Annotated in this window: 16 protein-coding genes; 9 read left to right on the top strand and 7 right to left on the bottom strand. The window is 61.7% G+C overall.

What is annotated here, in order from left to right; translation table 11 throughout:
• The first annotated feature begins 197 nt into the window (after positions 1 to 197).
• Positions 198 to 401: a transporter gene (locus tag A4G99_RS05585; RefSeq protein ID WP_066140509.1), complete on the top strand. Its 204-nt coding sequence runs from the start codon at positions 198 to 200 to the stop codon at positions 399 to 401.
• Here A4G99_RS05585 and A4G99_RS26990 read toward each other — a convergent pair.
• Positions 398 to 1,006 carry a hypothetical protein gene (locus tag A4G99_RS26990; RefSeq protein WP_255359077.1) on the bottom strand — a complete coding sequence of 203 codons (609 nt, stop codon included), beginning with the start codon at positions 1,004 to 1,006 and terminating at the stop codon, positions 398 to 400. The genes A4G99_RS05585 and A4G99_RS26990 overlap by 4 nt on opposite strands.
• Positions 990 to 1,463, bottom strand: a complete 474-nt coding sequence (locus A4G99_RS26985) for a hypothetical protein (RefSeq protein ID WP_223301730.1) — start codon at positions 1,461 to 1,463, stop codon at positions 990 to 992. Before A4G99_RS26985 ends, A4G99_RS26990 begins: the two co-directional genes overlap by 17 nt.
• 143 nt (positions 1,464 to 1,606) lie before the next feature.
• Between A4G99_RS26985 and A4G99_RS05575 the strand changes: the two genes are divergently transcribed.
• Positions 1,607 to 2,194: a hypothetical protein gene (locus tag A4G99_RS05575; protein ID WP_066140505.1), complete on the top strand. Its 588-nt coding sequence runs from the start codon at positions 1,607 to 1,609 to the stop codon at positions 2,192 to 2,194.
• A gap of 32 nt (positions 2,195 to 2,226) precedes the next feature.
• Here A4G99_RS05575 and A4G99_RS05570 read toward each other — a convergent pair whose 3' ends face one another.
• A complete protein-coding gene (locus tag A4G99_RS05570) occupies positions 2,227 to 2,970 on the bottom strand; it encodes a DNA polymerase sliding clamp (RefSeq protein WP_066140502.1) in 744 nt (247 codons plus the stop codon).
• A gap of 182 nt (positions 2,971 to 3,152) precedes the next feature.
• Here A4G99_RS05570 and A4G99_RS25735 point away from each other — a divergent pair, with 182 nt between their 5' ends.
• Both A4G99_RS25735 and A4G99_RS05565 read left to right on the top strand, forming a co-directional pair.
• A complete protein-coding gene (locus A4G99_RS25735) occupies positions 3,153 to 3,302 on the top strand; it encodes a hypothetical protein (protein WP_190303696.1) in 150 nt (49 codons plus the stop codon).
• Positions 3,303 to 3,410: 108 nt separating this feature from the next.
• Entirely contained in the window at positions 3,411 to 4,169 is a 759-nt protein-coding gene (locus A4G99_RS05565; RefSeq protein ID WP_066140499.1) for a 23S rRNA (uridine(2552)-2'-O)-methyltransferase, read from the top strand.
• Between the two features lie 41 nt (positions 4,170 to 4,210).
• Here the strand turns inward: A4G99_RS05565 and A4G99_RS05560 are convergent, their stop codons facing one another.
• The 3 genes from A4G99_RS05560 to A4G99_RS05550 are packed head-to-tail and all read right to left on the bottom strand — an operon-like array spanning position 4,211 to position 7,376.
• Positions 4,211 to 4,939: a queuosine precursor transporter gene (locus tag A4G99_RS05560; protein WP_066140496.1), complete on the bottom strand. Its 729-nt coding sequence runs from the start codon at positions 4,937 to 4,939 to the stop codon at positions 4,211 to 4,213.
• Positions 4,932 to 5,105 carry a ribbon-helix-helix domain-containing protein gene (locus A4G99_RS05555; RefSeq protein WP_066140492.1) on the bottom strand — a complete coding sequence of 58 codons (174 nt, stop codon included), beginning with the start codon at positions 5,103 to 5,105 and terminating at the stop codon, positions 4,932 to 4,934. Before A4G99_RS05555 ends, A4G99_RS05560 begins: the two co-directional genes overlap by 8 nt.
• Before the next feature lie 36 nt (positions 5,106 to 5,141).
• Positions 5,142 to 7,376, bottom strand: a complete 2,235-nt coding sequence (locus A4G99_RS05550; protein ID WP_066140487.1) for a twin-arginine translocase subunit TatC — start codon at positions 7,374 to 7,376, stop codon at positions 5,142 to 5,144.
• A gap of 94 nt (positions 7,377 to 7,470) precedes the next feature.
• On the opposite strand from A4G99_RS05550, the gene A4G99_RS05545 reads away from it, so the two are divergent.
• Positions 7,471 to 8,325 carry a twin-arginine translocase subunit TatC gene (locus A4G99_RS05545; RefSeq protein ID WP_066140483.1) on the top strand — a complete coding sequence of 285 codons (855 nt, stop codon included), beginning with the start codon at positions 7,471 to 7,473 and terminating at the stop codon, positions 8,323 to 8,325.
• A gap of 413 nt (positions 8,326 to 8,738) precedes the next feature.
• On the opposite strand, the gene larE is transcribed toward A4G99_RS05545, so the two are convergent.
• Positions 8,739 to 9,629: an ATP-dependent sacrificial sulfur transferase LarE gene (gene larE, locus A4G99_RS05540; RefSeq protein ID WP_066140479.1), complete on the bottom strand. Its 891-nt coding sequence runs from the start codon at positions 9,627 to 9,629 to the stop codon at positions 8,739 to 8,741.
• Between the two features lie 148 nt (positions 9,630 to 9,777).
• On the opposite strand from larE, the gene A4G99_RS05535 reads away from it, so the two are divergent.
• From A4G99_RS05535 to A4G99_RS05530, 4 genes are all read left to right on the top strand, one after another.
• Positions 9,778 to 11,751: a DNA mismatch repair protein MutS gene (locus A4G99_RS05535; protein WP_066140477.1), complete on the top strand. Its 1,974-nt coding sequence runs from the start codon at positions 9,778 to 9,780 to the stop codon at positions 11,749 to 11,751.
• A gap of 69 nt (positions 11,752 to 11,820) precedes the next feature.
• Positions 11,821 to 12,087 carry a hypothetical protein gene (locus A4G99_RS25080; RefSeq protein WP_190303695.1) on the top strand — a complete coding sequence of 89 codons (267 nt, stop codon included), beginning with the start codon at positions 11,821 to 11,823 and terminating at the stop codon, positions 12,085 to 12,087.
• A 99-nt stretch (positions 12,088 to 12,186) separates the two neighbouring features.
• A complete protein-coding gene (locus A4G99_RS24295) occupies positions 12,187 to 12,345 on the top strand; it encodes a DUF1059 domain-containing protein (protein WP_082837713.1) in 159 nt (52 codons plus the stop codon).
• 75 nt (positions 12,346 to 12,420) lie between these two features.
• On the top strand, positions 12,421 to 13,551 hold the full coding sequence (locus A4G99_RS05530; RefSeq protein WP_066140474.1) for an ORC1-type DNA replication protein: 1,131 nt from the start codon (positions 12,421 to 12,423) through the stop codon (positions 13,549 to 13,551).
• The last annotated feature ends 7 nt before the right edge of the window (positions 13,552 to 13,558 follow it).

Here is a 13,558-nt window from a genome sequence, read left to right as displayed (position 1 = left end):
CGAACGACCCTAAGGCTTTCACCTGTCAACGCAAGCTGAGACCGTTTCGGCGGCGAACTCGACGGAAATGGCTCGTTGAATCCTCGATTCGTATTTCTGAGCCGTCAAAAATGAAGGAAAATCTGTGGCTCACGACGACGGACGAGCGCCGACCGCGAAGCGGAGAACTTTTGATGTAACCCCGGGAAATCCAGAGCATGGAACTCGAGGGCGATACGCTCCGCGACATCGTCGTCTCCGTCGTGTCGGTTGGATTCTTTATCGTAGCGATGTATATCGTCGGATCTCAGTACGATACCGGCGGTATCACTGGAGCGGGAGCGCTCGAAATCGTCGGCGTCATCGCACTCTTCATTCTCGTCATGACTGGCGTCGGATTCTGGTTGGCGAATCAGCACTAACGGTCGCGCCAGTCGGTCACGGTCCCGTTTTCATCCAGCGCATCCTCGTAGTAGACGAGCGGATGCGTCACCGTTTCACAGCGCTGATCCTGGTTCACGCAGTCGTCGTACGCCTGTAACGTCGCGCAACTCGGCGGCGCGAACTGCGTCGTTCGCTCGTCGCGGACGCGCTCGATTCGAGCGCGTAGCCGATCTCCTCGACCCGATTCTCGAACCTCACAGAGCGACAGTATCTCGTCCGCGTCGAGTCCGATGCTGGCGAGAAACGAGACGAGCGTGAACTCGGAGTGGGCGGGAAGCGTTTCCGCGTCCCGCATCCGCGAGAGCAGCGCCGTCATGCACGGCGGGAACAGTTCCGGGGCGAGCGTGTCGATATCGTGTGAAAAGTCCGCGTCGGTGAACGACGACTCCAATTCCGACAGTTCCTCGTCGAGTGCGGCCGCGATTTCCGAGGGGACCGAAAGCGGTAGATCCTCGGCGATTCGCACCTCCACCGCCGTCCGGAGCAGTTCGTGCAGTTCGGCCTGCGAGACGGTGACGACGCCGTCCGAAAGTTGGCGCGTGACGAGTCGCCAATCGTCGCCGTAGTCACCCGCGAGCGAGATGTAGGTGACGACGTCGACGCCGAAGTCGTCGCCGCGCGCGACGAACGTCCTCCGAGAGGTCGAAATCCGCGAGCAACTGTTGGAGCGTGAGCGACGTTCCGCCCGTGCTCTTCAGGCCGTCGTCGGGCGTCTCGAAATCGGCGGTGAACCGTTCGTAGGCCGTCGTCGCCTCGGCGCTGGCGTACTTTTCCACCGCACCCGGTGCGTTGAGGAGCGACACTAACAGTCGGGCGATGGGATAGGAAAGCACCTCCGTCGATGTCGCCCACCGTCGTCCGTCGTCAGGGGCGCGCACGGTTCCATCGAGCAGTGCTCGGCGCACGCGCTCCACGCCACGCTCGACGGCGGGGTGGCGCTCTCCCTCGCCCGCGATAACCGCCGCAGGGTCCAGGTTTGCGTCCCGAACCGCCTCGCGGGCGGACGCGAGGAACGGGTATCGGGCATGGAGCGAATTCATTGTTCGCCGTTTCGAGCGGTGGCGGATAAACGCGACGGTCGCCAGTAACGAGAGATTTCTCGAACAAAGGGGACGGAAATGCCGCATTTCCTCGATTCGGCCGAATCCAATCACCTATTACCGACGCGTGAGAACGGAATTGCGTGCCACGTTTCGACTATCCCTGTCCCGACTGTCGGACCACGACGAACCTCCACGGCCCCGACTGCCGATTCGACGGGGAGCCGTGGACGAACATCGAAAAGGCGTACACGGACATCGTCTCGATCCTATCGGCCGACTCCCTCCCCGAGGAAGAACTCCGCGAAACGGTTCACGGACGGTGGGATGCGACCCACGCTGCCGCACTCGACCGACTTCGACACGAAAAGCGCGTCGTGGAGAGCGACGGTGCGCTCCGATTGCTCACCGGCGACGAGTTCCGCGAAACCGTCTCCGAACCGAGTTTCGAGCCGATGCGGACGATTTACGAGAAGGGGAGCGTACCGGGGTGTCACGACAACGCCGTCTTCGCCATGGTCGCGTGGTACGAGATGGTCGGCCTGTCGTGGCCCGAGACGCGTGAAAACGTGGTCGAGTGGCTGCACAAGAGCGGAACGTGGGGACGCGGCGGATTCGAGGAGTCCACGCCCGAAGAACTGGTCGAGAACAAGCGTCACGTCTACGAGGTCGGCTATGGCTGGAAGGAGAAGGCGGAAGCGACGAAGGCCGTTATCGACCGGAATCTGTAGAACGAGAGGTACGAGAGTCGTCGAGGCTGTTTTCAGTCGCTCTGGATGCGCGGTGCGAGCATGTACGTCACTTGACCCATGCCTTCCGCGATTTCGAAGTGAAGTTTGACGGGGAACTCCTCGCCGAGGTCGATGCTCACTTCGCCGTCGTTCGGGATGGCCTTGTTCATGTCCTTGAGATAGTCGAGACTGAACAGGGAGTGGGCGGGTCCGGTCGTGAGGTCGATGAGGTCGTCGCGGTCGAGTTTCAGATCGACGTCGTCGGTGTCACCTTCCGCTTCGACGTAGAACAACTCGTCGTCCTCGTCCACGCCGAGGGCGATGTGGTCGGACACCATGTCGGCCGCTTTGACCGCACGGTCGATATCGGACCCTTCGACGACGATGGTAGCGGAGAGATCGAGGTCCGGGATGTCGGGTTCCTGGCGGATGGAATCGGGGTCGATGAGCGCGAGGGTGTACTCCAAGCCGTCGATCTTGATGTGGAGTTTTCGCGTCTCCTCGTCCAACTCCATCTCGATGAGTTGGTCGGAGCTAGCCATGCCTGCGACGCTTTCGAGGCGGTCGAGATTGACGCCGAGAATACCGCCGTTCGACTCGTAGGACTCGAACGCTTCGGCGTCGAGTTGGAGGTCAACCATGCCGACGTTGGCCGGGTCGACTGCTTTGATAGTGAGGCCATCCTCCTCCAAGTGGATTTTACATTCATCCACAAGAACGCCCACGGAATCGATTGTCGTCCGGAGCGTATCTGCGCTCACGATAGCCTTGAACATGTTGATAGGGGGTATGAAAGGGTGGCATAAAAGTCATCCGTTCGCGCGCGCGGCATGTGCATATTGAGGGCGCACCACGCCATCGAACGGAGGACAATCATACCACCGCTACCCCATTATTACAAGAGATAATATACAGATTTTTGATAAACTTTTTACGCTAGAAGGTACTCTGAAGAAATATGTCGCAGGAGTGGCGGCCAGAAGAATACACGCTCGACGAAGACGACCCTCGATGGGGAGTGTGCAACTACTGCAAGAAGAAGGTCTTCGTCGGCGGGAAGAACAAATCCGACCTCGTTCGTCATCAGGACGAGTGTGAATACCGCTGACGGGGCGTTCCTCGTCGGCCAGTTACGATTTTTGAACGGTGGGACGCCACGGAGAGCGACGGACAACGAAGGGCGTAAACATCCTCGTAGACAACTCATTCCTAACAAATGGCCCGTAAAGATCACTACTACAACAAATCCAAGCAGCAAGGCTACCGCTCGCGGGCGGCCTACAAACTGAAGCAGTTGGACGAATCCGCACATCTCCTCCACGAGGGCGAGACGGTCGTCGACCTCGGGGCGGCCCCCGGTGGGTGGTTGCAGGTCGCCGCCGAGGAAGTCGGCGACGACGGAACCGTGATCGGTGTCGACCTCCAGCGAATCAAATCCATCGACGGCGTCGAGACCATCCGCGGCGACATGACCGAGGAGGAAACCCAACAGGAAGTCATCGACGTCGCCGGTTCGGCCGACGTCGTCCTCTCCGACATGGCACCGAACATGACCGGCGAGTACAGCCTCGACCACGCTCGCTCGGTGTACCTCGCCCGACAGGCGTTCGAAACGGCACTCGAACTGCTCGATTCGGGCGGCGACTTCGTCGTCAAAGTGTTTCAGGGACCGGACTTGGACGACCTGCGCGACGACATGGAACCCGAATTCGAGTACGTCCGAACGATGAGTCCCGACGCCTCGCGTGACGAGTCCTCCGAGGTCTACCTCGTCGCCCGCAAGCGCCTCACTGCACCCGTCAGAGCGGGCGACAGACTCGAAGTGACCATCGAAGGCGTGGGAAGCGAAGGCGACGGCGTGGCGAAAGTCGAGGAGTACACGCTGTTCGTGCCGAACACCGAGGAAGGGGAAACCGTCGAAATCCGCGTCGAGGACGTGAAGCCGAAGTTCGGCTTCGCCCAGCGACTGGACTAACGGTTCTCGTCGTCCATCACCGAATCACTTCCGTCTGATTTTCAGTCCGCCGAACTCGGCACTCGACCGGCGTTCGTCTGTGAACGCAGATAGCCCACGACGGCGTAGACGAAGGGCGTGTCGAGGAGTGCGACGAACAGCTTGAAGACGTACTGGCCGACGATGAGCGACAGGACGACGCTCGTCGGTATTTCCGGACCGATACCGGCGAATCGGGGGAGCGCGTAGAACGCGATTCCGACGAAGATGACCGTATCGATGGCCTGACTGGTCGCCGTCGAACCGATGTTGCGCGCCCAGAGGTGGTCGCCGTCGGTGAGTTCGCGGATTTCGTGGAAGACGATGACGTCCCAGTTCTGGCTGACGACGTACGCACAGAGGCTTCCAATCACGATGTTCGTGCTCGCGCTGAGGACGGTCTGGAACTTCGTGGGGTCCACGCTGGACTGTGCGGCGGGTGCCTCGATGGTGGACCAGACGAGCACGAGCATGACGAATATCATCACGAAAGCGACGTTGACGAGTCGCTGGGCCGCCTTCCGCCCGTACACTTCGGCGTAGCAATCCGACGCGAAGAACGTCAGCGCGTAGGCCAGCGCCGCCCCCGGCAGAACGAGCGCGTCGCCCGTGACCGGAAGCGAGAGCGGAATCGTGAACTGGAGCACTTTCGCCGCCGTGAGCTGTGCCGTCACCAGCGCCGTCACGAACAACCCGGTGAGGACGAGTTGACCGGTTGCGAGCGCGGACCCCGGTTGCACTCTCTCAGTCATCTTCGAGTCGTCCGTGACGTTCGTCTATCTCGTCCAAAATATCCAGCATTTTCCGGATCGACGCACGAATGGCGTCGCTTCTGTTCACGAATTTACCGTCGTCGCCGACGTGGTCGTCCAAGTCGGCGAGCAGTTCGTCGGGTATCTCGACGCTTATCTTGCTCATACCGTGGTATTCCGTGAAGAATACTTAAGCGCACCGTCAGGCGCGCCGACCGCCGAGCGTCCCGACCCAGAGGCCGCCGAGACCGATGAGGTAGGCGACCGAGAGGGGAATCGCGATGAGGAACAGCGTGTACAGGCTGTCCGGGGTCACGAGCGCGGCGATGACGAAGATGCCGATGATGGCCGGACGCCAGTGTTCGAACATCGTCTTGAAGTTGAGAATGCCGCCCCAGTGGAACAGGAACATCGTCACGGGGATGTCGGCGAGAAGGCCGATACCGACCGTGGTGAGGAAGACCAGCCAGAAGAACGCCTTCACTCGGTAGTAAATGACCATGTCCGCGCGGTGGGCGTCCATGACCAGCCACGAGATGATCTCCGGCGCGACGATGGTGTAGCCGATGTAGCTGCCGACGAGGAGACCGGCGAAGAGCGCGCCACCCCACGCGAAGAACACGTTTCGGTTCCCGCGGACGAGGTTTCGCTCCTTCATCGCGGGCCATCCGTAGTACAGCACCATCGGGAGCACGGACACGACGGCGAGCAGCGTGCTGATCTTCACTTCGAAGATGAGCGCCTCGACCGGATGGAGGGTCACGACGTTGAGCAGTTGTCCGTTACCGGCGACGGCCGTCACGGCCGCCGGGACGCGACTGGTGAAGTCCTCGTTGATGGTTCCGATACCACCCTGATAGAGGTAGACGAAGACGCCCGCGAGCACGAGCATGAACACGATGACGATGCGGAACATCTTCGACATGAGGCTCTGGGCGATGAACGCGAAGTCGTAGTAGTAGCCGCCGATGTCGTCCTCGGTCGTCTCGTCGTCGGTGAACGCGCTCGCCATCCCCGCCGTGGTGCGCTGGAAGACGTTCCCCTCCTGCTCGGTACTCTGTTGTGCCACGTCCTCGGCGAGTGGTGCTTCGCCCTCGGGTGCGTCGGGATCACTCTCGCCCGTCTGAACCGCCGCGTCGGCCTCCTTCGCTTCCTGTGCCGCGTCGTAGCGGTCGAGGATGGCCTGTGCCTTCTCGGGTTGGTCGGAATCCATCGCGGCGCGGGCGTACTCGACCGACTCGCCCTCGCCCATCTCGGCGAACAGTTCCGGCGGAGCGGCACGGATACCCGCCGCGTCGAGTTCGTACGGGTCGAGACCAGTGGACTGACCGATGGCCGCGCTCTCTTCGAGGGAGGTAAACAGGAAGTAGAGCGTAGCGAGGATCAGCGCGACGAGCGCGACCGCGACGGCGGTCAGGACGACGGCCGTTTCGCGCGGGACGCCGATGGCTTGTTGTATCGGCGGGAACGGCGCTGGACGGTACTTCGCCGGGAGTCCCGAAAGGAGCTGTTCGTTCACGAAGTCGATGCCGTTCTGCGTGATGAACAGGTACGCCGCCGCCGCCGCGACGAGCGTGATTCCGGCGATGTAGTTCCACTTGTCCCGAATCGCCGTCCTCGGACTCACCTCGTTGCTTCCCCGTTTGATGGTGACGAGGAACTTCGACAGGTAGAGGCTGAACCCGTAGAGGAGACAGAGCGGAACCGCCCACATCACCTGCGTGAACGGGTCGGGCGGCGAGGCCACGGCACCGAAGACGAAGATGATGAGGACGGCGTACCGCCACTTGTCACGGAACGTCTCGTAGCGCACGATACCCGAGTAGCTCAGCGAACTCATGATCAGCGGGAGTTCCGCTGCGAGACCGAACGAAAGGGAGATGATGAGGACGAATTCGATCCACTGTACGATACCGTACTTTGGATTCAAACCGGCGTTCACGGCGTTTTTCGCCAGGAAGCTGAACATTATCGGGAGATAGACGGAGTAGCCGTAGGCGATCCCGCCGACGAACAACAGGATTCCGAGCAACACCAGCGGGATGATTTTCCAGTAGGAGATGGAGGCATCGGGATACCAATCCTGATCCCGGATCGAATTTCGGCCGAGGTAGAGGAGAGCGGGGATGGAGACGGCGATTCCGGCGAACATCGCAACTTTTGCCTGAAGAAGGATGACGTCGAATGGCGTTACGGCGACGATGTTGACGTGCCTCCGTATCTCGGGTGACATCCCGGATTTCGTCACGTGGCGGAGGAACGGGATGACCACCCACGACATGCTATAGAACGTGCCGAGAAACCCGATGACGAAGACGATGAAAACCTTCTGGAGTTCCTTCTGTGCCGTTCTCAATAGGCCGCCAATGGTTTCACGGCCTGAAGCAACCGTTCTCGCCGTATCCTCGCCGATGAGACTGTTCCCCGAGGTAGACATTGCTTGGGGATGGTAGCCCCGTGTCAGTTATCAATCTTCCCGTCTCGCGAGATGAAGAAAGCCTATAATAATACGGCTGCTTATCCTCGGGTGAATGGGCGAAGAATCGGATGCGACGGCAGGTAGTAATCTGTCCAAAGTCCCGGCGTCGGAAGAAGCGCCGGCGCCGCCGGACGAAGACCTGTACGAGCCAGAGGACCCGGAGCAAGCAGTCGAGCGGCCGAGTCAGCCGATGGAGGACGAGGAGATGCCGCTGGCCGACCACGTCGAGGAGATGATAAAACGACTCGCCGTCGTCATCGTCATCGCGGCGGTCGTCACCCTTCTCATCCTTCCGACCGCGGACCACATCATCAACTTCCTCTGGTATCAAATCCTGCCGGTCGCGAAGGACACCCGACCGCGAATCTACGCCCCGCTGGCGCTCGTGATGACGAAGCTCAAAGTCGCCAGCCTCGGCGGCCTCGTCGTGGCGCTCCCCGTCATGGTGTACGAGACGTACCTCTTCATGCGCCCCGGACTCTACCCGAACGAGCGACGCTACTACCTCGCCGCGGTCCCGACCAGCCTCGTCCTCGCGTTCGTCGGGCTCTGTTTCGCCGACTTCCTCATCCTGCCCGCCATCTTCAAATACTTCCTCTCGTACACGTCGAGCGCGGACGTCGGCATCGCCTTCGGGTTGACGAAAACGTTCAACCTCATCCTGATGATGATGGGCGTGTTGGCCATCGTTTTCCAGATTCCGCTCCTCATCATGCTCGCCATCATGATGGGACTGACGACACGCCAGTGGATGGCCAGCAAACGCCTGTACTTCTGGGGTGCGTTCGCCGGGTTCGCCTTCCTCTTCAGCCCCGACCCGACGGGAATGGCCCCGTTCCTCGTCGCGATCACGATGGTCGGTCTGTTCGAGGGAACTCTGCTCCTCCTAAAATGGACGGGCAGGTGACCGTTTGACACAGTTTTGGTCCACCCATTCTCGTTGAGCTACACAATGGGAGCTTTCGATAGCTGTAATCGGTATATAACTAAGGGGATCAGCCCTCAATGTAGTGGTAGCGTTCGTACCTGCCCTTAGCTCGCGTGCCAGCAGCTACAGACCGCAGTTCGCGTGCCAGCAAACTGCCACCCTTTGGGTGCGAACGCCCGGCGCTGCTTTCTATGGATCGCCAGTCCCCGAGTCCGCACTGAACCCGTCCTCGATCAGCGGTTCACCGTGTCAGATTCGTTTCCTCGGACACCGTTCGCTCTTCGATGTTCACTCGCCAGTCGCCGAGTGAACATCGCCCTCTTGTTCGCGGGTCGCTACTCGCGGTTTTGCCAGACGGAGTCTGGCTGACCGCCGAGCTTTGCTCGGCGATTTCACCGCTCGTACGAGACTCCGTTGGAGTCTCGCGCTCCCCGCTCACTATCCGACGCGCGCTCACCATCCGGTTCACGCGCATCGCCCTCCGGACTCACACTTCCAGTCCGATACCCGTGTAGGTCGAGCGTGACGTGGTCGAAGCCGAGGTCCGCGAAGTGGTCGCGGGCGGTGCGAACGAACTCCTCGTCCAGCGCCCGCGACAGTTCCGCCTCGCCGAGTTCGATCCGGGCGAGTCCGTCGTGGTCGCGGACGCGGAACTGGGTGAACCCCCACTGGCGAAGGAGGGTTTCGGCGCGCTCGATGCGCGAAAGTCGCTCCTCGGTCACTTCCAATCCGGTCGGGATTCGGGAGGAGAGACACGCCATCGCGGGTTTGTCGGCGACCGAGAGGTCGTACCGCTCGGCGATTTCGCGCACCTCCGATTTCGAGATGTCGTGCTGGAGAAGCGGCGAGTAGGCGTCGAGTTCCTCGACGGCGCGGAGGCCGGGGCGGTGACCCGCGCTCACGTCGTCGGCGTTCGTCCCGTCGCAGACGACCCCGATGTCGAGTTTCGCCGCCGCCTCGAACATCGAACCGAGGCGCATCGTCCGGCAGTGATAACATCGCTCGTCGTCGTTCTCGACGAAGTTCGGGTCGTCCAACTCGCTGAATTCGGCGATTTCGTGGCGGATGCCGATCTCATCGGTGACCCGCTTTGCATCCGTGAGTTCGGCTTCCGGCAGTGTTTCGCTCTTCGCGGTACAGGCGACGGCGTCGTCGCCCAGCGCGTCGTATGCGATGGCGGCGACGACGCTCGAATCGACGCCGCCGCTGAACGCGACGAGCACGCCGTCGCGGTCCGCGAGGTCGGCTTTCGCGGCGGTCAGTTTCTCGTCAATGGTCGACATACCTCGTGATTGTTGTGGACCGGCAAAAACACGTTGGAGGGGGAAAGTACATCGAATTCCACCGATCCGACTCCCCACGGTAGCGGACGACCGCCGATCGATGCGCGTCGGGAACGTTTTTTATGTATGCCGCAATATCACGGAGCGAATGGAGTTCGAGGCGGTACCCGGCGTCGGTGCGAAGACGGCCGACGCGCTCGCGGAACTGGATAACGCCGAGCGAGCGCTGGAGACCGGCGACGTCGCCACGCTCGCGCGAGCGCCGGGCATCACGGAAGGACGCGCCGCCGCCATCGCGCGCGGTGCCATCAGAATTCGACACGACGACGGCGGTGGCTTTCTCGCAACCGATAGAGCGCGCGAACTGTACCGCGACGTGCTTTCCTTGGTGCAAACGCGCGCCGCCACGACGTACGCCGAGAAGCGCCTCGAAACGCTGTACCCGAGTTCCACCGCGTCCCGAATCGAGGAGGTCCACGAGTTCACCCGTCGGGCGATGGACCGAACGCCGACGGCCGACGTACGCGACGCGCTGGCGGGCGTCGAACCGCTATCGAGTCCGCGGGGGGTTCGAGTCAACGACCGCTGTCTGGCGACGACAGATGCCGAACGGTACGCGGAAGCGCGCGAGTCGATCCCGGAACTGCCGATAGAGGTCGTGGAGGACACGCGTGAACTGGCGGAACTCGCACGTGGCTACTCGACCGTCGTCGCGCTGGACGAGGCGTTCACGGGCGTCGCCATCGACGGCGACGTTCGCGTCGAACCCGACGCGTTGGACACCCCGGTGGAACTCGTTCCCGAACGACCGCTGGCCTTCTTCGCCGAGAATCGGGAGACGTTGCTCGCGGCCGCCGAGGTTCATCGCGTCGCGGGATTGGACGCACCGCTCGACATCGACGGACTCGAATCCGCGTTGGCCCGCGTCACCGCGGACGGCGGCGTGACGGGCGACGAGGAACTCTCCCGGTTGACCGACGCGATTTCGGATCTGGACGCTGGCGTCTCGATGGCCGAAAACGTCGCCAACGACCGACTCCGCGAGGCGATTCGGGAGCAGGACGTGACCATCGAAGGCTCCGACCTGCTCTCGCTGGTCGAACGCGGCGCGGGGGTGGATTCGCTCCTCTCGCGCGAACTGAACGACGAGTACGACGCCGCGGTTGACGCCGCCCGCGAGCATCTGATCGAGACGCTGGCGCTGGACGCGGGCGAATCCGAACTCGCTCGACAGGCGTTCTCGGACGACCCGACGTTTCCCGTCGAACACGACGAGGGCGTGATTTCGCGGCTTCGGGAGCAACTGACGGCGGAGAAATCACGCCGCGCGGCGCGACACAAGCGCGAACTCGCGCGTGAACTCGCGGACGAACGGGAGGCGGCGAGGGAACTGGTTCGCGCCGCGCTCGAACTGGATGTCGAGTTGGCCGTCGCACGGTTCGCCCGCGACTTCGACTGCACGATGCCCGATTTCGACGGGGACGGCTTCGACATCGTCGGCGGGCGCTCGCCGCTCCTCGACGTGGCGTTCGAGGACGTGGACCCTGTCGATTACGGCGTTTCCGGTGTGGCACTGCTCTCGGGCGTCAACAGCGGCGGGAAGACGTCGACGCTGGATCTGGTGGCGCTCGTCGTCATCCTCGCCCACATGGGCCTGCCAGTTCCCGCTGAATCGGTTCGACTGCGGCGATTCGAGGAACTGCACTACCACGGGAAGACGCAGGGTACCTTGGACGCTGGCGCGTTCGAGAGCACGCTCCGACAGTTCGCCGCCCTCGCCGACGGGGAGACGGGTAGACTCGTGCTGGTGGACGAACTCGAAAGCATCACCGAACCGGGCGCGAGCGCGAAGATCATCGCGGGGATTCTGGAGGAACTCGGCGAGCGCGACGTGACCGGCGTATTCGTCTCACACCTCGCCGACGAGATTCGGGCCGTGGCGAACTACGACGTCGCGGTCGACGGAATCGAAGCGAAAGGGTTGGTCGACGGCGAACTCGTGGTGGAGCGCTCGCCGGTCAAGGACCACCTCGCTCGTTCGACACCCGAACTCATCGTGGAGAAACTGGCCGACGGAGGCGAAAACGGCTTTTACGAGCGCCTGTTGGAGAAGTTCGGTTAGGGGTCGTCGCCAACTGCGGGATGTGACCCTCCGGAATATACTTTCGGTTGGCTGGAGAATTAGATGTACATGTCCTCGTCTCGGGTTTTTTGGGTCGCTCTTGCGGTGTACGGAATCAGCGTCTCGATACGGTGGGTCGCCGAATCGCTTCCGGGACCCCTCACCGTCGTATCGCTCGTGACCGGCGTCGCCGCCCTCGGAATCATAGTCGGTGGCATTTACGGTACGCTTCGGCCGGACGAGGCGGGGGGACCCGCCGCCAAAAGCCCACTGACTTACTGTGCCGTTCTGGGGGCGGTGCTATCCACTGCTGGCCTCGTGTTACAGGTCCTGTGAGCGAGCGTGATTGACCGCTTCTCCTCGTTTCGACAGCCAGAACGGTTACCTATCAGTATACCGTTCCCGTTTGTGCCCCGAAACGGGGGGAGATTCATCATGGCACAAGAATTCGAATGTACGCAACAGGATTGTGACTTTATGGTACGGGCGAACGACGAGCAAGAAATCATCGATATGGTGCAAGAACACGCCCAGGAAAAGCACGGTATGTCGATGGACAGAAATGACGTCCAAGGAGCAATAGAGCAGATCTGATAGCTCAAACGCCTGTGTTCGACCTCTTTTGTCGCTGGCGAAGGATTAAGTAGCTACGGGAGCGTGGTGAAAGTGATGGCAGACGACCCCGAGGAGGGGATGTTGTCGTGGGACGAGTCGGTGTTCCGCGAGGAGCACGTCTTCGAAATCGATTATATTCCGGAGACGTTCAAACACCGCGAATCCCAAACACAGAGCCTCCAATACGCGCTTCGGCCAGCAGTTCGCGGGTCGCGTCCACTCAACGTGATGGCACGCGGGCCGCCGGGGACTGGCAAGACGACGTCCGTCCAGAAGTTGTTCGACGAACTATCGGCCCAGACGGACGTACGGACGGTTCGCGTCAACTGTCAGGTCGATTCGACGCGCTATGCGATTTTCTCGCGCATCTTCGAGGGTATCTTCGACTACGAACCGCCGTCCAGCGGCATTTCGTTCAAGAAGCTGTTCCGACAAATTACGGACAAACTGGTGGAGGAGGACGAGGTGCTGGTCGTCGCGCTGGACGACGTGAACTACCTGTTCTACGAGGGAGAGGCGTCGGACACGCTGTATTCGCTCCTCCGCGCTCACGAGGCCCACAGCGGGGCGAAGATCGGCGTTCTCGTCATCTCGTCCGACCTCAACCTCGACGTCATCGAGGAACTGGACACCCGCGTCCAGAGCGTCTTCAGGCCCGAGGACGTGTACTTCCCGGTGTACGACCGCCAGGAGATAATCGACATCCTCGGCGAGCGCGTCAAGCGTGGATTCCACGACGGCGTCATCGGCCCCGACGTGCTGGAGCGCGTCGCGGAACTCACGTCCGAGAGCGGCGACCTGCGCGTCGGCATCGATCTGCTCCGGCGGGCGGGGCTGAACGCCGAGATGCGCGCCAGTCGAACCGTGAGTTCGCAGGACGTGGAGGACGCCTACGAGAAGTCCAAGTTCGTCCACCTCTCGCACAGCCTGCACGCACTGAGCGATCACGAGGTCACCCTCGTCCGCGTCATCGCCGAACACGACGGCGAGCAGGCGGGTGAGGTGTACGACGTGTTCCACGACCAGACCGACTTGGGCTACACTCGCTACTCGGAGATCATCAACAAACTCGACCAACTCGGCATCATCGACGCCACCTACACCAACGTCGATGGCCGCGGGCGGTCGCGGTCGCTGTCGCTGCGCTACGATCCGGAAGCCGTGTTGGCGCGATTGGACGACTGAAAGGGAG

This window comes from Haladaptatus sp. R4 (genome assembly GCF_001625445.1).
Lineage (GTDB): Archaea > Halobacteriota > Halobacteria > Halobacteriales > Haladaptataceae > Haladaptatus.
This window is presented reverse-complemented; position numbering and strand designations above follow the sequence as displayed.